General features: G+C 64.0%; 20 protein-coding genes. 5 read left to right on the top strand and 15 right to left on the bottom strand.

Annotated elements, in window-relative coordinates:
* Nucleotides 1-738 precede the first annotated feature (738 nt).
* Entirely contained in the window at nucleotides 739-1,398 is a 660-nt protein-coding gene (locus ACZXDY_RS16965) for a recombinase family protein (RefSeq protein WP_464346282.1), read from the top strand.
* 78 nt (nucleotides 1,399-1,476) lie between these two features.
* Here the strand turns inward: ACZXDY_RS16965 and ACZXDY_RS16960 are convergent, their stop codons facing one another.
* A complete protein-coding gene (locus ACZXDY_RS16960) occupies nucleotides 1,477-1,707 on the bottom strand; it encodes a hypothetical protein (protein WP_349642661.1) in 231 nt (76 codons plus the stop codon).
* 1,157 nt (nucleotides 1,708-2,864) lie between these two features.
* On the opposite strand from ACZXDY_RS16960, the gene ACZXDY_RS16955 reads away from it, so the two are divergent.
* Nucleotides 2,865-3,050 carry a hypothetical protein gene (locus ACZXDY_RS16955; protein WP_464346281.1) on the top strand — a complete coding sequence of 62 codons (186 nt, stop codon included), beginning with the start codon at nucleotides 2,865-2,867 and terminating at the stop codon, nucleotides 3,048-3,050.
* Between the two features lie 541 nt (nucleotides 3,051-3,591).
* Here ACZXDY_RS16955 and ACZXDY_RS16950 read toward each other — a convergent pair.
* From ACZXDY_RS16950 to ACZXDY_RS16930, 5 genes are all read right to left on the bottom strand, one after another.
* Nucleotides 3,592-5,826, bottom strand: a complete 2,235-nt coding sequence (locus ACZXDY_RS16950; RefSeq protein WP_464346280.1) for an AAA family ATPase — start codon at nucleotides 5,824-5,826, stop codon at nucleotides 3,592-3,594.
* A gap of 83 nt (nucleotides 5,827-5,909) precedes the next feature.
* Entirely contained in the window at nucleotides 5,910-6,284 is a 375-nt protein-coding gene (locus ACZXDY_RS16945) for a hypothetical protein (RefSeq protein WP_028164315.1), read from the bottom strand.
* Nucleotides 6,285-6,634: 350 nt separating this feature from the next.
* Nucleotides 6,635-7,003: a hypothetical protein gene (locus tag ACZXDY_RS16940; protein WP_063623377.1), complete on the bottom strand. Its 369-nt coding sequence runs from the start codon at nucleotides 7,001-7,003 to the stop codon at nucleotides 6,635-6,637.
* 206 nt (nucleotides 7,004-7,209) lie between these two features.
* A complete protein-coding gene (locus ACZXDY_RS16935) occupies nucleotides 7,210-7,809 on the bottom strand; it encodes a hypothetical protein (RefSeq protein WP_028164316.1) in 600 nt (199 codons plus the stop codon).
* Nucleotides 7,810-7,989: 180 nt separating this feature from the next.
* Nucleotides 7,990-9,237, bottom strand: coding sequence for a tyrosine-type recombinase/integrase (locus ACZXDY_RS16930; protein ID WP_464346279.1), 1,248 nt, complete (start codon nucleotides 9,235-9,237; stop codon nucleotides 7,990-7,992).
* A 717-nt stretch (nucleotides 9,238-9,954) separates the two neighbouring features.
* Here ACZXDY_RS16930 and ACZXDY_RS16925 point away from each other — a divergent pair.
* The gene (locus tag ACZXDY_RS16925) at nucleotides 9,955-11,151 is read left to right on the top strand and encodes an amidohydrolase family protein (protein WP_464346278.1); all 1,197 of its coding nucleotides are present in this window, start codon (nucleotides 9,955-9,957) and stop codon (nucleotides 11,149-11,151) included.
* Between the two features lie 128 nt (nucleotides 11,152-11,279).
* Here ACZXDY_RS16925 and ACZXDY_RS16920 read toward each other — a convergent pair whose 3' ends face one another.
* The 9 genes from ACZXDY_RS16920 to ACZXDY_RS16880 all read right to left on the bottom strand — a co-directional run bounded on the left by ACZXDY_RS16920 (nucleotide 11,280) and on the right by ACZXDY_RS16880 (nucleotide 20,824).
* Nucleotides 11,280-12,482 (bottom strand): DUF1236 domain-containing protein, encoded by a 1,203-nt coding sequence (locus tag ACZXDY_RS16920; RefSeq protein ID WP_464346277.1) that lies wholly within the window; start codon nucleotides 12,480-12,482, stop codon nucleotides 11,280-11,282.
* 99 nt (nucleotides 12,483-12,581) lie between these two features.
* On the bottom strand, nucleotides 12,582-13,037 hold the full coding sequence (locus ACZXDY_RS16915; RefSeq protein ID WP_028164318.1) for a MarR family winged helix-turn-helix transcriptional regulator: 456 nt from the start codon (nucleotides 13,035-13,037) through the stop codon (nucleotides 12,582-12,584).
* Nucleotides 13,038-13,061: 24 nt separating this feature from the next.
* Nucleotides 13,062-13,766, bottom strand: a complete 705-nt coding sequence (locus tag ACZXDY_RS16910; RefSeq protein ID WP_464346276.1) for an ABC transporter ATP-binding protein — start codon at nucleotides 13,764-13,766, stop codon at nucleotides 13,062-13,064.
* A complete protein-coding gene (locus ACZXDY_RS16905) occupies nucleotides 13,763-14,554 on the bottom strand; it encodes an ABC transporter ATP-binding protein (protein WP_456644031.1) in 792 nt (263 codons plus the stop codon). Before ACZXDY_RS16905 ends, ACZXDY_RS16910 begins: the two co-directional genes overlap by 4 nt.
* Nucleotides 14,551-16,440 (bottom strand): ABC transporter permease, encoded by a 1,890-nt coding sequence (locus ACZXDY_RS16900; RefSeq protein ID WP_464346275.1) that lies wholly within the window; start codon nucleotides 16,438-16,440, stop codon nucleotides 14,551-14,553. The genes ACZXDY_RS16905 and ACZXDY_RS16900 overlap by 4 nt, the downstream gene beginning before the upstream one ends.
* Before the next feature lie 197 nt (nucleotides 16,441-16,637).
* Nucleotides 16,638-17,837 carry an ABC transporter substrate-binding protein gene (locus ACZXDY_RS16895; protein WP_464346274.1) on the bottom strand — a complete coding sequence of 400 codons (1,200 nt, stop codon included), beginning with the start codon at nucleotides 17,835-17,837 and terminating at the stop codon, nucleotides 16,638-16,640.
* Between the two features lie 26 nt (nucleotides 17,838-17,863).
* A complete protein-coding gene (locus ACZXDY_RS16890) occupies nucleotides 17,864-18,448 on the bottom strand; it encodes an amino acid synthesis family protein (protein ID WP_464346273.1) in 585 nt (194 codons plus the stop codon).
* A gap of 34 nt (nucleotides 18,449-18,482) precedes the next feature.
* Nucleotides 18,483-19,388 carry a UPF0280 family protein gene (locus tag ACZXDY_RS16885; RefSeq protein WP_464346272.1) on the bottom strand — a complete coding sequence of 302 codons (906 nt, stop codon included), beginning with the start codon at nucleotides 19,386-19,388 and terminating at the stop codon, nucleotides 18,483-18,485.
* Nucleotides 19,385-20,824, bottom strand: a complete 1,440-nt coding sequence (locus tag ACZXDY_RS16880; RefSeq protein ID WP_464346271.1) for a 6-hydroxynicotinate reductase — start codon at nucleotides 20,822-20,824, stop codon at nucleotides 19,385-19,387. Before ACZXDY_RS16880 ends, ACZXDY_RS16885 begins: the two co-directional genes overlap by 4 nt.
* A gap of 331 nt (nucleotides 20,825-21,155) precedes the next feature.
* On the opposite strand from ACZXDY_RS16880, the gene ACZXDY_RS16875 reads away from it, so the two are divergent.
* Together ACZXDY_RS16875 and ACZXDY_RS16870 are read left to right on the top strand one after the other, a co-directional pair.
* The gene (locus ACZXDY_RS16875; RefSeq protein WP_464346270.1) at nucleotides 21,156-21,623 is read left to right on the top strand and encodes a (2Fe-2S)-binding protein; all 468 of its coding nucleotides are present in this window, start codon (nucleotides 21,156-21,158) and stop codon (nucleotides 21,621-21,623) included.
* Nucleotides 21,623-25,159 carry a molybdopterin cofactor-binding domain-containing protein gene (locus tag ACZXDY_RS16870; protein WP_464346269.1) on the top strand — a complete coding sequence of 1,179 codons (3,537 nt, stop codon included), beginning with the start codon at nucleotides 21,623-21,625 and terminating at the stop codon, nucleotides 25,157-25,159. Before ACZXDY_RS16875 ends, ACZXDY_RS16870 begins: the two co-directional genes overlap by 1 nt.
* Nucleotide 25,160 lies beyond the last annotated feature (1 nt).

Genomic DNA, 25,160 nt, shown 5'->3' with positions numbered 1-25,160 from the left:
CACGCTCCAATCAGAGGCCGGATACATTGATGCAAGACCGCATCTGCCAGGTTGACGAAACCGCTTGCAACGCGCGGCCGGACCATACATCGGGTCACGACCGTCGCCCTCTGCAATAGACGGCTGCCCGTCAACTTCCGCTATGCTTTGTTAGCGACCGGGATCGCGCGGCGGTGCAACATGTCGCGAAGGGCCAAAAAGAGACCTTAACCACCTGCACCTCGCGCGAGCCTACTGGTCGGGCACCTCTACGCGAGGATCATCAGCCCGCACGGAAGTTTGCAATTGGACGGGATCAACCTGCTTACGCTGTGCCCATTCGACGAGGTTGGCCGGCGATAGATTGGATCGGCACGCCACCGCTTGAACACGCTGGCGTCGATCGTCTCGTTGCCGTCATCGCCGGGTCGCCAACCACCTGTAGATGATGCCAACAGTGTGCGATCCGAAAGTAGGCTGGGTGCGAATGATTTGAACGGCGGTAACGCTCAGGGAAATTAGTGCCAGTAACCGGTACCGGTACCTGACGCGATTCAATCCCGCATCACCGCGGGCGGGGATGCCCCACCCCGCCGATGGCCCTCGCACCTGGCGCGCCTGCGTTTCGCTCGGCGCCTGGTGCCGCCTGGGCAGCAGGCGCAGTACTCACCTTGTTCCCCCGCCCAGATCCCGCAGCTATTGCATTTCAACTTGGGTTTGTACCATATGGAGGCTGGTTCACACGGTACAAGAAGCGCCATGTCATCGCAGATTGTTGCTTACTACCGCGTCTCGACGCATAAGCAGGGCCGGTCAGGCCTAGGGCTGGATGCACAGCGCAAGGCTGTCACACAGTTCGCCACCAGTGAAGGCCTGGAGATCGCCCAGGAGTTCATCGAGGTCGAGACCGGCAAAGGTGCGGACGCCCTGAACAAGCGCCCACAGCTCGCCGCTGCGCTCCGGACGGCCAAGCGGCTGAAGGCCGAGATCGTCGTCGCCAGGCTCGACCGCCTGTCGCGCGATGTTGCCTTCATCGCAGACCTGATGAGCAAGCGGGTTCCGTTCATAGTCACCCAGCTCGGCAGGAATGTGGATCCGTTCATGCTGCACATCTATGCCGCCATGGCCGAGAAGGAGCGCGAAACCATCGCCCAGCGCACCAGGGACGCTCTCCAGGCCGCAAAAGCACGTGGTGTGCAGCTCGGTGACCCCGGGCTGGGCGCAAGGAACGCGGCCACTGCAGCAGCTCGTGACGCCGGCCTGGTCGACATCCTGCACGAGATCGGCTGGGAATTACCCTACCGCGAGATCGCGGACGATCTGAACGAGCGCAAGGTGCCTGCACCCCGCGGCGGCACCTGGTCGGCAATGTCGGTGATGCGAATGTTGAAGCGGCTTGGCCTGCGCGACCACGAATGAATCTGTCGATATTGGAGAGCTTTTAGGCGCTCAAATACGGTCCGGTCGCTGCTGACTTGGCTTGCCGGGTGCCAGATGTCAATCCTTGTCGTGGTGCTCGACGATCTGCCTGATGGTGACGCAAATGCCTTCGTCCTCGCCCGAGACCTGCGTCGGCAACACCTTGCCCAGCAGCGTCATGAATGGTGCGGGGTTCTGCTTCGCCTGTACGATGAGATAGTTCACGAGGCCGTCGGGCTCGCCGCCGCCGGCGGTTTCGGCCGCCTTCAGGACCGCGTCCTTGAGCAAGGCGGTGGTCTTATTCGGCACGCCTTTGGGCCGCCCTGGTCCGGGCGTGCCATCACCTGGGCGCGGGTTTTTTACGGTTTCTTTAACCTGCATATCGGTTCCCCTCAGACACCAGTTCCCGCGTCACGGTCGAGTCTCAGGAGCGCTCGATTTTGAACGCTAACTTGACCTTCGCGCGACCTTTACCTTCGGGTCCAGCTGCATATCGCGTCATCGCAACCTCGGCTTTTGGTTTCTGGCTCAATGACATCCGACCGGCTCATTGGGGTGTGAACCCAGTATACTGCTATGCGTCCTGACCGGCGATGCCTCGTGCTGCTCAACAAGGTTATTCATATTCGTCCTCCTTGTGTTTGCGGTGCCTATGCCTATGGATGGGAGGAGTGGAGCGGTGACGCCGTCAAGGCGTCACACTCCTCCTAGCTTGGATGATGGTCTCCGAAACTGGGCGTTTCCATGCGCCCCTCATCGGTCCGTGGATAGTCCCCTGGTCCCGGTCCTCGGCTTGGGAGCCGTTCCGCGAAACAGCACTCGGCATCCAACATGGCCATTTTTGGGGTTGTTGTTACAGCTATAGTCGCGCAGTTCGCCATCCTGAACCATCGTGCATCCAAAGGCTCCGTCTTGCTTCTTAAGTTTTCTCCGCAGGCCTCTCTGACGGACTGTTCGGTGGCGTAGCCAAACGGCGCCTCGCGGCTCTGTGCGGCGGCAATGGCTAGCGCAGTGAATATCAAAACGGCGAGGCCTCTGACGCGCGGCCGCGGCCTGAGATTGGCCAGGCGCTCGCGCTTTAGCTCGTCGGAGGCCGCGGTTTGCATACCAGCGTCGCTTCCAATGTCATCAGATACTTATCGATTCAGCCGGGGCATCACCATGGTGCTTGTTGTAGACCCGAGGTGCGGGCATCTCAGCACTTCGTGATTGCAGTTGCTTCCGTGCAATTCAGAAAAGGTGTCCACCACCTCGGACCTAGATCCCTCTAAGAGAATGAACCAGATTGGATTAGGATCAGCATAATGGTCTACGCTATCGAACTCTGCACGAGACGGAACGGCTTAGTCGTGAGGTACGGAAAGGACGCTGGTGGCGAGCTGAACGGACCGTCCAGTTGCGTCTGGATGGTGCCGGGGACTTGGAGTGAATGATCGTCTCTGTCGATCGCGTCGCGAGTTAACCGCATGTCGGATTTATACACACCGCGTGAAAAACCCACGCCGGAGCAGCGCTCGGCCAGAGAGGCTGAGCGTCGGCGCGACGCAGACCAGGCCATGCGGGAACATCAGCTCGCGCAAGAGGCCTTTCACAGGAATCGCGAACGGCTGAAAACCGAGCGACTGGCACGCGAAGCGGCGGCCAGAAAATAGCGCTGCGTCACCATTGTCCATGACGCGCGCGAGACGACAACAGTCCGCCCTATTCCGCCGCCTCCGCCACCGGCTCGCACACCCCGGAATCAATGTGCAACTCGATCCGGCTCACTGCGAACGAACGATCGGACTGGACGATCGCGACGTAATTGCGCGAGAACAATTGAGGAGTTCGCGGCGCCGATGAATGGCGCCGAGCAGCCGTCATGGCTGCAAGGGCGCGCTGCCCTCCAACCTGAACGCCCCGCGATCGGCCGGCAACGCTCGCCGAGTTGCTCGAACGCGGGACGCTCGCTGGTCTCGTTGAGGTGCGATGGCAAGTCGCCGAAGTTCCTGATCATTTCGTCCTCGATCTTGCCCGAGGCACATCCCCGAGCCGGCCGGGACCAGGACAAGACACCACAGAACGGGGGAGAGAGAGGCGATCGGACAAGGCGGACAAAGCGGACATTTGTCCGCCTCTGTCCCTGTCCAAAAACGGACAGACAGGACAGGACACTAAGAGAGTGTCCTGTCTGTCCGTCCATTGGCGTCCCCTTTAGCTGTGGGTGGAACTTGTCGAGCCGCCCTGTCCGCCCGAGGCGGGCTCGACCAGCCAGACGTAATCGATCCCGGCGACCTCCCGGGAACAGACCAGTTCCCTTTCGCGTGCCTGTTGCAGCGCCCGCTTGAACGCCTTGGCCTTGGCCGCCGCCTTGGCCTTGGCATCGCCCTCCGCCGGATATGCCCTCGCGAACTCGAAGCGGACGGTGTCGAGAGGGACGACCCTGACTGTCGGCCCCTCGTTGCCATAGGGCTGCATCGGCTCGCCGTGCTCGATGACGGTCGTTTCCAGTGCGGTCTTGAAGATGCGCAGGGACTTCGGCCAGCGCTCCCTCGGCGCGCAGGAGGTCTGCGCCGACGTTCGATCCGCCTTCCATTCCACGACGCACGTTGTCTCAAAACCCATGTTGACCACCCTCAGCTCGAACGGCGTTTCGGTGCCGACCTTGCCGCCGCGGAGCTTTCGCAGTGCCAGGCGCATGTTGCTGATGGTGCCGTTGATTTCCCGGTCGGCCAGCAGCGCCAAGATGACATCGGCGGCGGCTTCCTTGGCCGACGTGCCTCGCGTGCCGGTTTCCACGGCCTTGCCAAAATGGTCGACGGCAAGCACGAAGGCGCCGGTTTGCCGGCCCAGCTCGCCGAGCCGGTTCATGATGCGCTGGCCTTCGGCGGCGTCGTTGGCGTCCTTGAAATTGCCGGCCGCGCTCAGCGTGTCGATGATGATAAGGACCAGCGGCAGGTCGAATTGATCGCTGATGTTCTGGGCCGCCTGCTTTACGGTTGCCACGAGCCGAGCGAAATCGCCGCTGTCTTGCAGGTTCGGGCAGTCCTCGATCCAGGCAAAAGGCAGCGAATCCAAATTGGCCGAGGCCCGCTGTCCCAATACCCCACTCGCAAGCGCCGCCGGCCGCAGCTTCTCTTCGACCACGCCCTCCAGCCGGATCGGAATTTCGTAGGCGCCTTCGGCGGCGACAAAGACCACGCCGCCGCGCCGGATGACTTCCCGTCCGGCAAAGGGCGTAGCGGTCATGACCGATGCGGCAAGGTCGAGCACGGCGAAGGTCTTTGCCGTGCCCCATTGTCCCGATGCGAGACCTGTGCCGTTTTCAAAAATCAGATCCTTGACCAGCCACGAGCGCAGCTCGCGATCGTATGTCTTGCCGTGCCAGAACAACTCGAAGAGCGGTGGGCTTTGCTGCGCGCCGGCAGTCCCGGCGCTGCCCGAGGCTCCGCCGGTCCCGGTCTCGGCTTTGATTTTTCGCTTGTGCAAGCAGCGGGCGATCTCCTGCGCGAGCCGGTTGCCGTAGCGCCCGGGGACGATAGGTTTGCCGGCAATGCGCCTTTCGATGCGCTCCGCCGACCAGCCGCAGTCGGCCAGGCAGCAGACCGCGCGATGAAACGCGGCGCTGAGATCTTTCTGTGGGGGGACGCCGTTCTCGATCAGCTCGATCAGCTCGTCCGGCAGGCCTGCGTCCCCAAACCCATCGCCGGTATTCTGGTTTCCGGCGTTTGGCTTGTACGCGAACTCGTCATCCAGTTCGGCTTGCTTGTCTTGCTCTGCTTGCTGCTCCGGATCGAGTTCGTCGGCCCGCGACGCACGCGCGTTCTGGCAGCCGTCAAGCTCCGCGACGACGGCATCGATTTCGTCTCCGATGTCGACCAGGTGCGGCCACTTGTCGACAATGCCCGGCAGCGGATTGCCGGTGACGACGATGTAGCGCTCGGCGCCGCGATAGCTCTCGACCTCGACGGAGCTTCCGGGGATCTTCTGCTTGCGGTGCATCTTGGCGCCACCGCAGCCAAAGCCGATGACGTGCAAGCCCGTGCCTGAGACCGAGATCTCGGTGTAGGAGGTCGCGCGATCGACATAGGCCATGGCCTCCGCCACGATGTCTCCCGTTGCCGGGTGACGGGTATTGTCGAGATCGAAGGCGGCAATGTCGGTGCCGGACAGATTGAATCCGATACCGTCGCATTTGTCGGCCTCGAACGCAGCGAGCGCCTGCTCATAGGTGCCCCAGGTCGTCGGATCGTTATTCCTGGCGTAGCTGGTCGGGTTCTTGGGCTGAAGTGGTGGCTTGGTCCACTTGCCAATGCCCCTCTTGTCGACCCTCCATTCCCAGCGCCAGCACACCCAATTGGGTAGCGCCTTTAGCGGATCGAGCGCTGGCGGGAGGTTGCGAAGGTCGCCCTGCAGCGTGACCGGACGGTCGGGCTTGCCGTGCATCATGTTCGATCCTCCGAACTCCTTGCGGGCTCAGCGCAAAATGGCATTGATGTTCGTGGCCCAGTCGTGCGTGGGCGGGTTTTCGTTCATAACCGCTCCTCCCCGCACGCCGCCGCTCGCAGTTGCAGCTCGACTTGCCGGATGCGGGGATCTCGCTCGGCCATCGCCTCGAACAGCTCGCGGCAATGCGCCTCGGGAACGAGGTCGGTGTCAGCAGCATTCTCTACGAAAGGCACAAAGGCGCGCAGCCTCACGCCGGCGCAGAGGCATTTCACGATTGTGAACCAGGCGAGGCCCGACGGCAGGCGGCTGTCGAACTTGCCGCGGCTGAGCAGATGATTTTGCAAGATCTCAGCACGGTGACTGCGCCGGATGCGGTGCTTCCGGTCGCGCTTGCGCTCGAAGAAGAGGCGGTCGGAGTCGCAGGCTTTGTCGACCAGCTTTTGCAGCTCCTCGAGCATCCGGCGATGTTGTTTGTTCATTGGACGCACGCCCTCGTTCGCGCCCCAGGCGGGGCGCGTGATTCTGATTTTCTCTCCGTTGTGTGATTGCCCCCGGCGCGGCTCCAACAGCGCAGGCGAGGCAAACCCGTGGACGGGCGAAAAGCGAAGGGCTATAACCGCATTCTGTGACGCCCTTCGGAAGTCTCGCGCCCCGGGGTTTCTGGTTTTGCAAGGCGCCCGCCGTCCAGAGCGAGCGCTTCGCGTTTTACGGATCCTCCCTTAGGCTTCCGCGCTACCAGAAGCGCGGCATTTCCAACTCCGTTTTCCCACTGTATGAGCGGGGCGTTCGAAATCGTTCCTGGTCCGCGTTAGGCGTTAATTTCCTCGCGCTGACCGCGGGCGGATTTCGCAGGCTTCGCTTTGGCGCGGCCTTCGGGGCGAGCGGGGTTCTCGGCCATCGCCCAGTCGGCCTTGCTGGCGGCTTCGCGCTCGGCTGCGGCCTTCGCGGCCTCGGCTGCGCTGGCGAGTTCGCGCTCGCGACGCCACTCGGCCGCGCTTTCAATCGTGATGAGAGTCCGCTTGCCGAGCCGCATCTCGCGCGGCCCCTGACCCCGCTTCTTCAGCTTGTAGTAGAATCCCTCGGAGATCCCGTGCGCGTCGCAGAACTCCAGAATGGAGAGAGCCAGGCGCGGCGGCGGCGGCCCGACAGCAGCGAACTGGGTGCGGGATTTCGGCATGCTCGACTCCTCTGGGGGGTGAGGGGCCGACGCCGCTTGGCAACGTGGCGATAGATGCGGTGACTTCGGCATAATAGAAACCCCGTAGGAGGACGCGAATTGCGTCTCCTACATGAGGCCGAAGGTGTGTTGTCGATAGCGACAACTCGCGACAATCTGCGACAACTGACGACAAGTCGCGACAGCCGCCATTGTCGCAATTGGTCCTATTCGCCCTTTAGCGCCCGCTGGATGGTCCTGACGGCGGGAGGCTTCTTATTCAGCTGCTCGAATTTCTCCTGGATGGCTTTATCGCGCTCTTTCGCTCGTCCCTTGAAGCCGTCCGGCCACAGCTGCTTATGGATTTCCCGCACCAATTGTCGGAGCAAAGCTTGCTCGCTCGGGGCGATAGAAGCTGCGCTCGACGGCCCACCGCTCGATTGCTTCTGGCTGTTTGGATCTTGCTGGCGATGGTCGCCCAGCGGGCGGTGGAGATCGCCTTCGACAACGAAGATCGGCGCGTTCTCCGGTCGGTAAAACAAGTCGAACCGCTCGGTCGTAATCCTGACCTCGCCGTTCTCGTCCGGCAACAGGCATGTACCGCTTTCGAACCAGCGCAAGGCAGTTTCGGTCGCCCAGCAGCGGGAGAGGATCTCGGACAACTCACCAGTGTCCGGCCGTAAGACGGCAGCCCGGATCAAGCCGCTGTGCAGTTTAGCCCGTATCTCGACTTGAGCTGATTTGATGGAGGTCTGCCGCGCCTCTGCGAGCTGTTCGATAGCGGACTTCAAGGGCACGTATCCCTCGGGTACGAAATCGTCATCCATTCGCGCGCACCTCGCGAGCACCGTGAGGCACGCGGAAACCGGCGGTGCGAGCCGGCTTCTCGGGAGCTACCCTATCCGCGCTGATGGCTAGCTTACGTGCTGCTCGTGCTCCCTACAAAGAATTTTTTTGGCTGCCCGTCTTGTAGTATCTGGCGCTATCGGCTTGCGGCCTATCACCTCTCACAGCACCAGTGCGACGACGTTGTCTCCGGCAGGCGCGGGCTCCGACAGCAGCCCGGCGCGCGCGATGTCGTCGGCGTGCTCGGTGATGTGCCGCGAATAAGTCCGCTCGATCTCGTTGACGCTGGTGTTGTGCAGCGACGCCACCAGCCTGATCGGAATGTTTCTCTTCAACATGCGGACAATCGACGAGTGTCTCAGCGCGTACATCGTCGCGGCCACATCGGCTCCAATGGCGGTGACGATCTTCTTGACCTCGCGGTGATAGCTCGCGCCGGGATTGTCGCCCCATGGGTTGCCGTCGCTTTGCAACAACAGCGGCGTATCGTCGGCCCGACCTCTCGCGACCTTTCTCAATCGGGCCGCCAGTTGCACGGTGATCGGCACCGAGTAGCGCTCCCGTTTTTTCTCGGCGCGGTTCTTGCCGCCGCCCTTGCCGCTCTTCGGCATCGAGAGTTTCGGGCGCAGCGGGTGATCGTGCAGATCCCCGACGCGCAGCCGCCTGGCCTGACTCGGCCGCGCCCCAGTGTTCGCCAGCACATCGGTGAGCAACCCAAACTTGTCATCGAGGCTGTAGGCGATAGCGACGAATTCGACCACCTTGTCGTCGCTGAGGATGATGTTGCGCGGCACTTCCGCATTTGGCAGAGCGGCGAGGCCGATCGCCCAGGCGTCGCGATTTTGAATCCTCTTGTCGTGCTGCGTGGCCTGTTCAAGCGCAGCGCTCAAACAAGCGCAGAGCCGATTGATGGTCGACGCCGCCATGGTGCCGAGCAGGCCGTCGCGCCAGGTCCGCAGCTCGGTGGATGTCAGCAATGCCACCGGCTTCGATAGCAGCGCATTGGTGAGGTGCACGCGCGGCCATTGGGCGTTGTAAGCGTTGGCATTGCGCGAGGTCAGATCGCGCTCGTAGTCAGCCAGCGCACCGTCGATCGTGATCAGCACGCCGTCGGCGCCGTCACCGCCGCGCGCCAGCTCCTTCGCCCGCTCCTGCGCCTGATGGAACGTCAGCACGGTTCTGCCGTCGGCGTCCTCGAAGTCGTCGGCCAGCGCGAAGGCCTTGGTCCAGTAGGCGCCGTGGCCGTCGGCGACCTTCATCACCCAGGTGCCGTTGGTCTTGTTGCGGCGATACATCAAGAGGACGCCGCGTGCGAGCGATGGCCCGCTGTACGGCCGCCGGCGGATGGTGAATTTGTTCAGTCGTGCGCTGCGGGTCTCGAATGGACCGTGCTTGACTTTGCGCGCCATGATCGTCGTGTCTCCGTTCTCGGGAAGTGTCGCGATTGTGTGTGTGAAGCCCCAAAGAGGCCTGTGGCAGCTTATGAGGAGATCGTGTGACTCATCAATGAGTTGGAAACTTCACACGGCTCCACCCAGCTTCACGCGACTATTTATTTTCCCCGCGCGATGGTTTTACGGTTTCCTTCGTGCTCTCCTCGGTGACCGGGCTTTCTTGCCACCGTCATCTCAAGCGCGAACGTGTTCGCGCGAAAAACTTAGCGCCAGCGTCGGGGCGCCAGGACCACACGACTTCGCCGTCCGTGAGTATCTCGCTCGTCAGTCGTGACGCTCACGTCCACCGCATCTCACCGCAACGTTCGTGACGATCGCGAGCCGCCCCTCATCCGCCGTGAGACGCGCGGAGTTAAATCACTGATTTGCCCGACGGCGAAAGCGGAATGTTTTTTCCGCAAGGGGTGGACTGGGCAAATCAGATTGAAATCGCTGCTGAATTTTTCTCCGGCGTCATTCCGGGGCGATGCGAAGCATCGAGCCCGGAATGACGGAGAGTGTGGCCGATCTCTCGAGACGCCGCTTCGCGGCTCCTCGGGATGAAGTCGGAGGTTGTTGCGGGAGGGCCTTTTCAAGGACGATCATTTGTATACTAATAAACAATCCGGCTTGATCGGAACCTCACGCCGCGGGCACAATCGACCGCGGAAGCACTGAGCGAAAGGACAGAGCATGGCCCACGATGCACCCCAGGCGACCGGACCGAGCAAGCTGGTGATCCGCAATATCGGGCTGTTGCTGTCGGGGGCGCTGGAGCGGCCGATCCTCGATGCCGACACCATCGTGGCCGAGAACGGCAAGATCACCGCGATCGGCCGCGGCAAGGATGTCGACACCGAAGGCGCTACCACCATCGTCGATGCCAATGGCACGACGGTGGCGCCCGGGCTGATCGACAGCCACGTCCACCCTGTTGCGGGCGACTGGACGCCGCGGCAGAACCAGATCAACTGGATCGACAGTTATCTGCACGGCGGCGTCACCACCATGATCTCCGCGGGCGAGGTCCACATGCCGGGCCGGCCACGTGATGTCGTGGGCCTCAAGGCGATGGCTATCTTCGCGCAGCGCGCATTCTGGACACTGAGGCCCGGCGGCGTGAAGGTGCACGCCGGCGCGCCGGTGATCGAATGCGAGATGGTGGAAGAGGATTTCAAGGAAATGGCCGCCGCCGGCGTCAAGCTGCTCGGCGAGGTCGGCCTTGGCGGCGTGAAGGACGGCCCGACCGCACGGAAGATGGTGGGATGGGCGCGCAAATACGGCATCCAGAGCACGATCCATACCGGCGGCCCCTCGATCCCCGGCTCAGGCCTGATCGACAAGGATGTGGTGCTGGAGGCCGATACCGACGTGGTCGGCCACATCAACGGCGGCCACACCGCCCTGCCGGACGACCAGATCCGCTGCATCTGCGAGGGCTGCAAGCGCGGCCTCGAACTGGTTCACAACGGCAATGAGCGATCGGCGCTCTACACGCTGCGCATCGCGCGCGATATGGGTGATCTTCACCGCGTCATCCTCGGCACCGATGCGCCCGCCGGCTCCGGCGTGCAGCCGCTCGGGATTTTGCGCATGGTCTCGATGCTGTCCTCGCTGGGCGAACTGCCGGCAGAGATCGCGTTCTGCCTCGCCACCGGCAACACCGCGCGGATGCGCGGACTGGATTGCGGATTGGTCGAAGTCGGCCGCGCGGCGGATTTCGTGCTGATGGACAAGGCGCAGCATTCGCCAGGCAAGAATATCCTGGAGAGCGTGCAGCTCGGCGATCTGCCGGGTATCGGCATGACCATCATCGACGGCATTGTCCGCACTCAGCGCAGCAGGAATACGCCGCCGGCGGGCAAAGTGCCGGAGATTGTGGGGCGGTAACCGCTCCGGAGTCATTCCGGGGCATCGCGAAGCATCGAGCCCGGAATCCATCTCGCCGCAGAGTGCGCGGCAAAATGGATTCCGGGCTCACGCTACGCGCGCCCCGGAATGACGGGGTGTGGGCGCGCCTACTCGATCACTTGCACTATCTTCTGCTGCTGCGGATCGACCAGCACGATCTGGTCGCCGACAGCGAGATAGCGATAGTTCCTGAGCTCGGCATTGCTGCGCACCATCTCCTCTGGCACGGGCTGCAGCGACAGGCAGTTCGATGCCGACGCTCCGCCCGACGAGGTCGTCGAGCCGACCGTAGTGGAAGGCCCGCGCGCCAACTCCCTGAACCTCGTGCGCATGTCGTCGCTGATGACGATGCGCTCGCGGCCATAGGCTGCGGCCCCGCCATAGCCCGGCCCTTCGTCGAGGATGTCGACGACTTCGTGCCGCCGCGGATCGACGATCACGACCCTGTCGTCGACGAGCGTGTAATCGTAGTCGCGATATTGCGGAGCAATCCGCACGATGTCTGCCGGCAGCCGGTGAGGCTGGATGCTCGGCGGCAACGGCTGGCCGATATTGACATTCACATTGGAGGTCCGGGTTGCCGTTCGATCACTCCGTAGCTGATCCACGATCTGCTTGCGCTGGTCGTCATTGACATTGGCGGCGCGCTGACCGGCTTGTCCGGAGGCCTGGCCCGTCTTGGTGCCTTGGTCCTGCGTAGTATCGCTCGGCCGTGAGCTCTGCTGCTGGGTCGATGTGCCGGAGGGCTGGGCCGCCTGATCGCGCTGATCCCTGCGGTCGCGGTCCATCTGCTGCTGGCTCTGCTGCCTGGTATCGGCAGGCTGCCTGGTGTCCTGCGCGCGGTCACGTCCAGTGCGGTCCTCGCGACCGCGCTGCTGCTCGGTGGTTTCCTTGGCGTTGCGACCTTGCTGATCTTCCTTGCTCTGCTGCTGCGACGCGCTGGCTGGCGGTCGTTCGCGACGATCCTGATCCTGGCTTTGCCGGGTCGGCTCCTTGCTTTCACGTCCTTGCGGCTCCTGAGCCTGCTTGCTTCGCTCACCCGGCGACTGGCTCTCACCGCGCTGCATGTCCCTGGCGCCGCCCCTCTGTTCAGATTGAGTGCGCTCCTTCGCGTGGTCGGCCGCCGCACCCGAGCGCTCGGTTTCCCTGGATTGGGCGCCCGAACGATCCATGTCTTTCGACTGAGCCGTGGGCGCCTGTGCGCGAGGGCTCTCCTCGCGCCTCTGCGATTGATCCGGCGCCTGCGCAATGGCCGCGCCGGCGCCGATGGTCATGGCGATTGCCGTTGTGTAAAGCCAATTCATCCTCATTGGGGGAACTCCTGTTGGTTCCTCTGCCCGCCTCTTGAACCTTAGCAATGTCAGCCGCCGGGTTTTGTTCCGCCGACAATCCGGCGGACTCTGGACGCTTCAGCGCAGCTTGCTCAGGAGCGCGATCAACGTCTCGCGCTCCTTGCCATCGAGCGGCGCCAGCGTTTCCTTGGTGATCGCCAGCGCGTTCGGCGCGGCTTTTTCGACCGTCTGCTGGCCCGCGCGGGTCAGGCTGACGAGCAAACGACGGCCGTCCTCAGGATCGGAACTGGTCTCGGTCAGGCCCCGCGCCGTGAGGCGGTCGATGACGCCCTTGATGGTGGCGACATCCATCGCTGTCAGCCGGCCAAGCTGGTTCTGCGAGCACGAGCCGGTCTCGGCGAGCTTCGACAGCGCCGCCCATTGCGGCGAGGTTAGCTCGACGCCGATCTCACGCGCGAAGATGGTGGCGTGGCGCTGCCACACCTGGCGCAGCAAGAAGCCGATCTGCTCGTCCAGAACGTAGCTGATCTTCTGCGGCTTCGGGTTGCGTTTCGCGCCTCCATTCCTGGCCATTATTGAATCTCCCACCGTCGCCCATCACAGCGACAGATGCGCGTCCCGAATATCGGGCCGCGCATCGAGCTCGGCCATCGTGCCGCCGAAGCAGATGCGGCCGCGCTCGATGATATAGGCGCGATCCGAGATCAGGCGCGCGAAATGCAGGTTCTGCTCGGAGACGACGATGCTCACGCCCTCCTTTTTCATGGCAAGGATCGCGTCGACCATCTGCTCGACGATCTTCGGCGACAGGCCTTCGGAAGGCTCATCGAGCAGCACCAGCGACGGGTTGCCCATCAGCGTGCGCGCAATCGTCAGCATCTGCTGCTCGCCGCCGCTCATGCGCCCGCCTGCGCGTCCCCGCATCTCGCCGAGATTCGGAAACAGCGTGAACAGTTTTTCGCGCGTCCAGTATGGCGCGTTGGCGCGCTTCGGCTGACGGCCGACCTCGAGATTCTCCTCGACCGTCAGGTCAGTAAAGATGCGCCGCTCCTCCGGCACATAGCCGAGCCCGCCCCGCACGATCGCGTGCGTCGGCTCGCGCGAAACGTCCCTGCCCTCGAACACGATGCGCCCCGAGCGGTTCTCGACCAGGCCGACGATGGAGCGGAACGTCGTCGACTTGCCGGCGCCGTTGCGACCGAGCAGCGCGACCACCTCGCCCTCGCCGATATCGAGCGCGATATCGAACAGGATGTGCGCCGGACCATAGAAGCTGTTGAGATCCTTGACCTGGAGTTTCATGCGTGCGCTCCGTCGCGGTGGCGCGCGTCATAGACCAGGCCCTCGCCGAGATAGATGGCGCGCACCTGCGCATTGCCGCGGACTTCCTCAGGCGATCCCTCGGCAATCAGGCTGCCGCGATTGAGCACCAGGATGCGGTCGGCATGCTCGAACACGACGTCCATGTCGTGCTCGGTGAAGAGCACGCCGATCGACTGCTCCCGTGCGATCGTGGCGGTGAGCCGCATCAAGTCGATGCGCTCGCGCGGCGCCATGCCGGCGGTCGGCTCGTCCATCAGGAGCAGCTTCGGCTGGTTGGCGAGTGCAACCGCGAGCTCGAGCCGCTTGAGGTCGCCATAGGCGAGCTCGCCGCAGGGACGCTCGGCATAGGCGCCCATGCCGACGAGATCGAGCAGCCGGCCTGCCTCCTCGCGCGCGAAATTCGGCGTCGAGCTCCAGACATTGAAAAGCTGGTGCCGGTGCGAGACAAGCGCGACCTGCACGTTCTCCCGCACGGTCATGGTGGGAAAGGTCGCGGTGATCTGGAAGGTGCGACCCACGCCGAGCCGCCAGATCGCGCGCGGCTTCTTGCCGGCGGTGTCCTCGCCCAGGATCGTGATGCGGCCGGAGTCCGGGATGTTCTGGCCGTTGAGCATATCGAAACAGGTGCTCTTGCCGGCACCGTTGGGACCGATCAGCGCCAGGATCTCGCCGGCGCGCAGCTCGAACGAGACGCCGCGCACGGCGTGCACGCCGCCATAGGACTTGGTCAGGCCTTCGACCGACAGCAATGTGGGGACCATGCTCATTCGGCGGTCTCGATGCGCGAGGCGAGAAGCGGCGAGTTCGATGATGACGATTTGCGACGGCGGCTGAGGATCGACTGCAGCGTGCCGACGATGCCCTTCGGGAAGGCGACGACGATCAGCACGATGAAGGCACCGAGCACCAGTTTCGACCAATCGGTCTGGCTGACCAGCCAGATGTTCAAGGCCTTGTAGACGATGGCGCCGACCACGGCGCCGGACACCGTCTCGACGCCGCCGAGCAGCACCATGACCAGCGCATCGACCGAGAGCGAGATGCCCATGTTGTCAGGAAAGACGCTGCCTTTCAGATACGCGAACAGCGCGCCGGCGAGGCCGGCCACGGTGCCCGCGATCACGAATGCGGTCCACTGGATGCGCTTGCCGTTGATGCCAACAGCCTCGCTGCGCAGGGGCGAATCCCGCGTGGCGCGGAGCGCAAAGCCGAAGGGCGAGAACACGATGATCCGCAGGATCAGGACCGCGAGCGCGGCGATGCCAAGCGAGAGCCAGTAAAAGTGCGATGGGCTCGCCGCCCATTTCTCCGGCCAGACGCCGAGGATGCCGTTATCGCCACCGGTGACGGCCACCCATTGGAAGGCGATCGACCACACGATCTGGGCGAAGGCGAGCGTCAGCATCGCAAAATAGACGCCGGAGAGCTGCACGGCGAAGAAGCCGAACACGGCGGCGCCGACGAGTCCTAATAGCGGGCCGAGCGCAAGGCACACGATCATCGGCAACCCCGCAAGCTTGGCGAGGAAGGCGACGCCATAGGCGCCCAGGCCGAAATAGGCGGCATGGCCGAACGAGGCGAGGCCGCCGACCGACATCAGGAAATGCAGGCTGACCGCAAAGATCACGAAGATCGCGATCTCCGAGCCGACGGTGAGCGCGTAATTGCCGGCGAAAAACGGCAAGGCCGCAGCTACGATCAGCGCGGCGAGCGCGGCCAATCGCTCGTTCGAGGTCCAGGGCCGCCACGGATTGACGGTGAGGCCCGGCGTGCGGCGCGCCGGCGCCTCCGGCTTGCCGAACAGGCCCCACGGGCGGACGATCAAGACCACCGCCATCACCAGGAAGACCAGGATGATGGAGATCTTCGGGAAGATCAGGATGCCGAAGGCGTTGAGCTCGGAGACCAACACGGCGGCGACGAAGGCGCCGGTGATGCTGCCGAGGCCGCCGATCACGACGACGACGAACACATCGACGATGATGCGCAAATCCATGGCATGATGCACGGCATCGCGCGGAATCTGCAGCGCGCCGCCGAGCGCGGCGAGAAAGACGCCGACCGCAAACACGCTGGTGAACAGCCATTTCTGGTTGACGCCAAGCGCTGCGACCATGTCGCGGTCCTGCGTCGCCGCGCGCACCAGGACGCCCCAGCGCGTGCGCTGGAACAGCAGCCAGAGGATGCCGAGCACGACAGGGCCGAGCACGATCAGGAACAGGTCATAGCTCGGGATGTTCTGGCCGAAGAAATCGACCGCGCCCTTGAAGCCCGGTGCGCGGCGGCCGACGAGGTCGCTCGGGCCCCAGATCAGCACGACGAGATCCTGGACCATCAGCGTGAGGCCGAAGGTCGCGAGCAACTGGAACAGCTCGGGCGAATGATAGATGCGCCGCAGCAGCACCATCTCAACGAGCACGCCAACCACGGCGACGACAAGTGCGGCGACAACGATGCCACCCCAGAAGCCGAGCGCGCCGGAGAAGCGCTCAGTCAATGTGAAGGCGATGTAGGCGCCGAGCATGTAGAAGGCGCCATGCGCGAAGTTCACGATCCGCGTCACGCCGAAGATGATCGACAGCCCCGAGGCGACCAGGAACAGCGAGGCGGCGCTGGCAAGTCCGGTCAGGAACTGAACGACGTAAAAGGCCATCGGCGGTCCAGGTTGGAGTTAGCTGCGTGACTTCGTTCTGAGTGCGTGGCCCATCCTTCGAGACGGCCGCTCTGCGGCCTCCTCAGGATGAGGTCTGAATTCGCAGAGGCCTCAGAGCCCCGGGACAGGCTCCGAGCGCCTCATGGTGAGGAGGCGCGAAGCGCCGTCTCGAACCATGAGGCCCCGCTTTATCCGCATCAATCCTTCGGCCGGAGCTTCTCGATCTCGGCATCGGCAGGCAGATAGTCGGAGCCCTTCTTGTAGGAGGACTCCACCATTACGCCCTTGCCGTCCTTCAGCGCAGTCTTGCCGACGTAAGCACCGAGCGTCGACTGGTGGTCGATCTTGCGGAAGGTGATCTCGCCGAACGGCGACGGCACCGACAGGCCTTCGGTCGCCGCGATCAGCTTCTCCGGATCGGTCGAGTTCGCCTTGGTCAGGATCGCCGCCGCCGACTTGATGGTCTGGTAGCCGACGATCGAGCCGAGCCGCGGATAATCCTTGAACTTGGCCTGGTAGGCCTTCAGGAACGCCTCATGCTCCGGCGTCTTGATATCGTACCAGGGGTAGCCAGTGACGATCCACCCTTCCGGGGTCTCGTCCTTCAGCGGATCGAGATATTCCGGCTCGCCGGTCAGGAAGCTCACCACCGCGCGGTCCTTGAACAGGCCACGCGTGTTGCCTTCGCGCACGAGCTTGACCAAGTCGGCGCCGAAGGTGACGTTGAGGATCGCTTCCGGATTGGCGGCGGCAACCGCCTGCACCACTGGGCCGGCGTCGATCTTGCCCTGCGGCGGCCACTGCTCGTCGACCCAGACAATGTCGGGACGCTTCTCCGACATCAGCTTCTTGAACACGGCAACGGCGGACTGGCCGTATTCATAGTTCGGCGCGATGGTGGCCCAGCGCTTGGCCGGCAGTTTCGCGGCGGCTTCAACCAGCATCGCCGCCTGCATGAAATTCGAGGGACGGAGGCGGAAGGTATAGCGGTTGCCCTTGGACCAGGTGATGGCATCGGTCAGCGGCTCGGCGGCGAGGAAGAATACCTTCTTCTGGTTGGCGAAGTCAGAGACGGCGAGCCCGATATTGGAGAGGAAGGTGCCGGCAAGCATCGCGACGTTCTCGCTGGAGACCAGCTCGTTGGCCGCGGTCTGTGCATCCGCCGGCTTGCCATTGTCATCCTTGGAGATGACGACCAGCTTCTTGCCGTTGATGCCGCCGCTCGCGTTGATCTCCTCGACCGCGAGCTGCCAGCCCTTGCGATAAGGCTCGGTGAAGGCGGGCAACAGCGAATAGCTGTTGATCTCGCCGATCTTGATCTCGCTCTGGGCCATGGCAGTATTCGCCATGCCCGCCACCAGCACCGCGAACCCCGCCCCAATCAAATAATTCCGCATCCCTTACCCTCCGATGTCCAACAAAATTATCTCAAACCGTCTTCGCCCTTGATCTCCGCGACCGTCAGCCCGCCGACGCGCGGCAGCGGCCGGCCAGAGTCGGTCACGGCGACCGCGACCATGATCTCGTTGGCCCGCGGCGCGTCATTGATCTGTACCTCCATGCCATCGAAATGGCTCCGCACGAAAGCCGCATCCTTGTGCCCCAGCGGGATATCCAGCGTCGTCCCCGGACCAGAACGCTTTTTCGAGGATGGAATCAATGCGGCTCCTTTACTCAGGACCTCGCGGACGGGCGCGCCCATCTTGGGATGCAAGATCGCGGCCGCATGTTCGAGCTCGCCGTTTTCGCCGACGGCGGCGGCCTTTCCATAGGAATGCGCCTTGGAGCCCTCGATGCCGAGCGCCGCCACCGCTCGTTTCGACAGCAAGTCGCCGAGTTCCTCGCCAATCGCGATCAGGGGCGAAAGGTCCTCGACATAGCGGCCGGCAAAGGGGTTCTCGATCACCGCGATCGCCGCCGCGCGCCGGGTCGGCGGGGCGATGGTCTTGCCCATCTCGATGTGGGTCTCCTCGACCACGGTGACGATCTTGCGAATGATGGCACTCATCGGTTTCCGCCCTGTTGCTTTCGGCCCTGTTTGATCAGGCCCGCGTAGTCTCTATCGCGCATTCATGAACGAGTTGCGATTCCGGTACCTCAAGCGCACGCGCCCGCACGATCGCCGTTTCGCCGAACAGGCGCAGCGCCGCGCCCTCGATCAATCCTGCCGCGAGGCATTCTCGCGCGCAAACCGCACCCGCTTCAAGGGCATCGGTGATCTCGCGAGCCGATAATGTGCCGACTTGCCGCGTCACCAGGCGCGGGCCGAGGTCGCTGTCGGGCTGCAATTCGTTTGCCGGGCGGCGGATAATCGCCGGGTGCCCGGGCAGATCGACGGCGTTGGCGATGACGGTCGCGGCGGCATCGGCTTCCGAGGCAGTCCGCGCCAGCACGGTGACGGCATCGGCGATGCCGAAGGAGAAGCTGCGCCCGAGACGGCCGCTGGTGGCGATGCCGCGGATGGGATCATCGGCGTGGATCACCATGGTCTGCATCAGGCCATGGCTGTCGGGACGGTCGATCAGGCCGACGGTAAAATGCTCGTCGCCGGCAAGGTGCAGGGCGATGTCGCCGCCATTATTGACATAGGCGCGATCGAGCGATGCTGCCTCCAGCATCGCGCCGAGGATGTCCTCCGCCACGGCGCCCGCGACCGCAGCCATCGGCGTGATGAAGCGATCGGCGGCGAACGGGGCCACCGCAGCATGCATGCGGCGCGCGATGACGCCGGTGAGCGCGCAGTGCATCGGATGGGCCGCCTTGCGCAATTCGCCGAGCTCCATGCACAGCCCATCCAGGAGGCCGGTGAAGCGGCACACGGCGGCGTCATAGGCTGCGCGCACGGCAGTCTCGCTTCCCGTTGCCTCCACGATCAGATCGATCGGTCCGTCCTGCAAATGCAGCCGCTTGCCATCAGGAAGAAGCGCGATTTGCGGACGTCTCGTCATGGTCGCCTCCCCGAAGTGAAGAGCATGGGCCGGATCTCGGCGCTGTCGCGGAGCGATGACAGCGGCCGCACGTAATCCATGTGGCCGCCGAGCGCCGCATAGTCGGAAAGTCTGAGCGTGAACTCGATCGGCGCCACCAGCGCCGGCGTCGGCACGTAACCAAATGCCCCTATCGGCATCTGCATCACGTCGACCATGAAGGTGATGCCGCCGCCGGGCCAGACATAGACAGGTGCGCCGCCGCTGGTGACGCGGGTCAGCGCCTCCTTCACCGACCGCGTCAGCCGCACCGGGTTATCGGTGACGCCGGCGCGCAGCGAGCCGCCCGCGCCGGCCATGAACAGCACGGTGCACAGCGCCGGCTCGCAATTCTCCTGGATGCGCTCGACCGAGAATTTCAGCTCGGTCGGCATCTCCTGCTCGACCGGCCGCAGCGCCTCGTCGAGCACGTAATAGGCCGCGTGTTCGCCGGTGGTCGAGACCATCAGCATGGTCAGCCCCGGCCGCGCCTCCTTGGGATCGAACGGGCCGAGCACGGACAGCGGATCGGAGATTTTGGTGCCGCCCCAGCCGGTGCCGGGTTCGGCGACCTGGAAATAACGCCCGGGCGTCGAGCGACGCCCTTTCATCTTGATGCCAGTGTCGGGAATATCCAATAGCTTGCCGGCCTGGTGCTCCGAGAGCACGCCGGTGATGTGGTCATCGACCACAACGACTTCGTCGACCTTGCCGTGCCACTGCTTGGCGAACATGCCGATGGTGGCCGAGCCGCAGCCGACGCGCATGCGCTCTTCCTGCACGCCGTTGACAACAGGCGCCTGGCCGGCCTGCACCACGACGGTGGCGCCGCCGTCAATCGTAAGTTCCACCGGCTTGCAGTTGGACAGATCCATCAGCGTATCGCAGGTGACGCGGCCCTCCTTCTTCGAGCCGCCGGTCAGATGATGCACGCCGCCGAGCGACAGCATCTGCGAACCGTATTCGCTTGTCGTGACATGCCCGACCACCTCGCCCTCTGCGCGCACCGCTGCGGTCTCAGGGCCGAGATAGCGGTCGGTGTCGATCTTCACCTTGACGCCGCAATAGGAGAAGATGCCTTCGGTCACGACCGTGACCATGTCGACGCCGTCGATTTCCGACGACACGATAAAGGGCGCCGGCTTGTAATCGGGATAGGTGGTGCCGGCGCCGATCGCGGTGACGAAGATATCGCCCTGGTGGACGATCTTGCCGTCCCAGTCGCCGCTCGCCTGGAACGGCACAACGCGCCCGCCATGCTCGAGCGCGCGCGACAGCACAATGTGCGGATCGACGCGCACCAGTCTCCCATCATGATTGGCATAGCGGTCGCAGGCACCCGCCGCGCCCGGCTTGATGTAGCACATCACCGGACAGGCATCGCAGCGGATCTTGTCAGAAGCGGCAACGTCGGCCATCGCGAACAAGCCTGGTGTTGGGAGGCGGCGTTATCATCTCCCCGGGGACATCAATCACCGGGGATATCGTTCGTATACGAATGATCCTGCGCGCAGGTTGTAACCCTGTCAAGCGGGTGCAATCGCGAAAAACCACACCTGCCGAATAAAACCTCATTTGCCTGCTCGCTTTGTCCAGAAAGCGGGCAACGCAGTGCAGCAAATTGCTGACGGCTTGCACGTTTGTACACAAACGTTATCCTCCGATGCCATCGATCGCTGATTTTGCGATCGATGATTTTGCAATGCAATCATCGAAACGCTCATAGAAGCCTTAGGGGACCACGAGCCGATGCGCCTGACCGTCAACGGCAGGATTGTTGATGTCGACGCCGCTCCGGACACCGCACTGCTTTACGTGCTGCGCAACGATCTCGAACTGAACGGACCGAAATATGGGTGCGGACTCGGCGAATGTGGTGCCTGCGCGGTGCTGATCGACGGCGTCGCGGCGCGATCCTGCGTGATCCCGATCGATGGCTGCGCCGGGCGCGACATCGTGACGCTCGAAGGGCTCGGCACGCGCGAACATCCAGATCCCGTGCAGCAAGCCTTCATCGCCGAGCAGGCCGCGCAATGCGGCTACTGCCTCAACGGCATGATCATCACGACCAAGGCGCTGCTTACGCGCAATCCGCGTCCGACCGAAAACGAGATACTGGAAGCGTTGCGCTACAATCTCTGCCGCTGCGGCGCGCATATCGAGATCGTCCGCGCGGCGATGCGCGCGGCCGGCCACGAGCTCGAGGCACGCGATTGATGGTCTCGCAGGACAAGCCCGCGCGGCCGCAGGGGTCGCTCTCCGTCGTTCAGCGATCGGATGCGAACGGCGCGTTCGAGACCTTCATCAAGATCACGGCGGATGGCTTTGTCACCGCCTATAACGGCCATGTCGATCTCGGCACCGGCATCCGCACCGCGCTCGGGCAGGTCGTCGCCGAAGAGCTCGACGTATCCTTTGCGCGCGTCGTCGTGGTGCTCGGCGACACCTCGCAGACGCCCAACCAGGGTCCGACGATCGCCAGCGAGACCATGCAGATATCGGCGGTGCCGCTCCGCAAGGCGGCGGCGCAGGCGCGGCTCTTTTTGGCCGCGCGTGCGGCCGAAAGGCTCGACCTATCGAGCGACGAACTCGTAGTCGAGGACGGCCTGATCCGCGGCAAGGACAATCGCAGCGTCACCTATGGCGAGTTGATCGCTGACGAGACGATCCGGCTCGAATTGGCAGACGATGTGCCGGTGAAGACTGTCGATGCCTATTCCGTCGTCGGGCGTTCGGTGCCGCGCGTCGATCTTCCGGCCAAGGCAACCGGCGAACTGGTCTACGTCCACGATGTACGCGTGCCCGGCATGCTGCACGGCCGCGTGGTGCGCCCGCCCTATGCCGGCGTCGACGCCGGACCGTTCGTCGGCACCAGCCTGATTGCAGTTGATGAAAGCTCGGTGCGCAACATTCCGGGCCTCGTCGCGGTGGTGCGGATCGGCGATTTCGTCGGCGTCGTCGCCGAGCGCGAGGAGAATGCGATCAAGGCGGCGGCGCAACTGAAGGTCGCCTGGAAGCCGGCGCCGACGCTGACGAGTCTCGATAACGTCGAGCAGGCGCTGCGCGCCAATCCTTCGACGCCGCGCACGCTGCTCGACAAAGGCGATGTCGATAGCGCGATCAAGGGCGCCGCGAAGCCGATGCAGCGAACTTACCTGTGGCCGTACCAGATGCATGGCTCGATCGGCCCGTCCTGCGCGGTGGCGGACTATCGCGACGGTGCGATCCGGGTCTGGTCGGGCACGCAGAACCCGCACATGCTTCGTGGCGACCTTGCCCTGCTGATCGAGCGGCCGGAGACAGAGATCGAGGTGATCAGGATGGAGGCGGCCGGCTGCTATGGCCGCAACTGTGCCGACGACGTCACGGCGGACGCGCTCCTGCTCTCGCGCGCGGTCGGCCGTCCCGTGCGCGTGCAATTGACGCGCGAGCAGGAGCACGCCTGGGAGCCGAAGGGCACCGCGCAGCTGATGGACGTCAATGGCGGCCTGAACGCGGACGGCAGCCTAGCGGCCTACGACTTTGCCACGCGCTATCCCTCGAACGGCGCGCCGACGCTCGCGCTGCTGCTCACGGGGAGGATTGCGCCGACGCCTGCTGTCTTCGAGATGGGCGACCGCACCGCGATCCCGCCATACGACTACGACCACATGCGCGTGGTCGCCCACGACATGCCGCCGATCGTGCGCGCCTCCTGGTTCCGCGGCGTCTCGGCGCTGCCGAACACCTTCGCGCATGAATCCTATATCGACGAGCTCGCGGCTGAGGCTCACGTCGATCCGATCGAATACCGGCTGCGCTACCTCAAGGACAAGCGCGCCATCGATCTCGTCAACGCGGTCGCCGAGCGCGCCGGCTGGAAGCCACGCCCGGTGCGCGAGGAGAAGGTCGCGGAAGACGACATCGTGCGCGGGCGCGGCTTTGCCTATGCGCTCTACGTCCATAGCAAGTTCCCGGGCTATGGCGCCGCATGGTCGGCATGGATCGCCGATGTCGCGGTCAACAAAGTGACCGGCGACGTCAGCGTGACGCGCGTGGTGGCGGGGCAGGATTCCGGCCTGATGATCAACCCGGACGGCGTGCGCCATCAGATCGAGGGCAATGTCATCCAGTCGACCAGCCGCGCGCTGATGGAGGAAGTCACCTTCGAGCGCGGCGCGGTGACGGCACGGGAATGGGGCGCCTACCCCATCATCAAGTTCCCCGAGCTTCCGAAGATCGATGTGCTGATGCTGCCGCGGCAGGATCAGCCGCCCCTCGGCGTCGGCGAATCCGCGTCCGTGCCGAGCGCGGCCGCCATCGCGAACGCAATCTATGATGCCACCGGCGTGCGCTTCCGCGAATTGCCGTTCACGCCGGAACGTATCCTGAAGGGATTGCACGGCGAGGAACCGACTGCCCCACCTGCGCTGGCGCCACCACTGCCTGCTCCATCAGAGAAATGGCAAAAACCGTTCGTGAGACGCACCGGCGTGCTTGCCGGTATCGCCGCCGTATGTGCGGCCGTCGTCGGCATCGGCGCGGCCGTGCTGCCGTGGCGCGCGATTGCGCCGATCGCGCGTCCTGACGCATCGGTCTATTCGGCCGCGACCATTGCCCGCGGCAAGGAGCTTGCCGCGCTCGGCGCCTGCGCGGTGTGCCATACCGCAGCGGACGGAACGCTCAACGCCGGCGGCCGGGCGCTGGAGACGCCGTTCGGCATCATCTACGCGACCAACATCACGCCCGATGTCGAGACCGGCATCGGCGCATGGTCCTATCCGGCCTTCGAGCGCGCGATGCGCGAAGGCATCCATCGCGACGGCCGGCATCTCTATCCGGCTTTCCCCTACCCCCATTTTGCCAAAGCCACCGACGCCGACCTGCAGGCGCTCTATGCCTACCTGATGGCGCAGGCCCCGGTGCGCGCGATGACGCCGGAACACGAACTGAAGTTTCCGTTCAACCTGCGCCCGCTGCTCGCCGGATGGAATGCGCTGTTCCACGAGGCGAAATCGTTCCAGCCCGATCCTACCAGGTCGCAGATGTGGAATCGCGGCGCCTATCTGGTCGAAGGTCTCGGCCATTGCAGCGCCTGCCATTCGCCGCGCAACGCACTCGGCGCCGAACTGAAGAATGCCTACCTCGCCGGCGGCTTTGCCGAGGGCTGGGAAGCGCCGGCGCTGACGTCGCTGTCAAATGCGCCGATCCCCTGGAGTGAGGACGAGCTCTACGCCTATTTGCGGACCGGCGAATCCCGCTTCCATAGCGTGGCGGCCGGGCCGATGGCGCCGGTCGTGAAGGAATTGGCCGCACTGCCAGACCGTGACATCCGCGCCATGGCCGTCTATCTCGGCTCTTTGAACGAGACCGCCATTGACGGGCCGGCGCAGGAAGCGATCGCTGTGAAGCTCGAACATGCGACGGCCACAAGCGCGGTTGTCCCCGCCTCTTTCGGCGCCCGCCTCTACCAGGGCGCCTGCGCGGTCTGTCACGAAGTGGGCGGACCGCCTCTGTTCGGCAGCCGGCCCTCGCTGTCCCTGAACAGCAATCTGCACAGCGCGGTGCCGGACAATTTGATCCAGGTGATCCTGCACGGCATCCGCGAACCCGCGACCGGCGACCTCGGTTATATGCCCGGATTCAAGGACAGCATGACAGACGGCCAGGTCGCCGAACTCGTTTCCTATCTCCGGCGGCGGTTTGCTCCGAACAAGCCGGCCTGGACCGGCATCGAGGCGACCGCTGGCAGGATCAGACAGGGAACACGCTGAG

The sequence above is a fragment of the Bradyrhizobium sp. LeoB3 genome (assembly GCF_055456055.1).
This window is presented reverse-complemented; position numbering and strand designations above follow the sequence as displayed.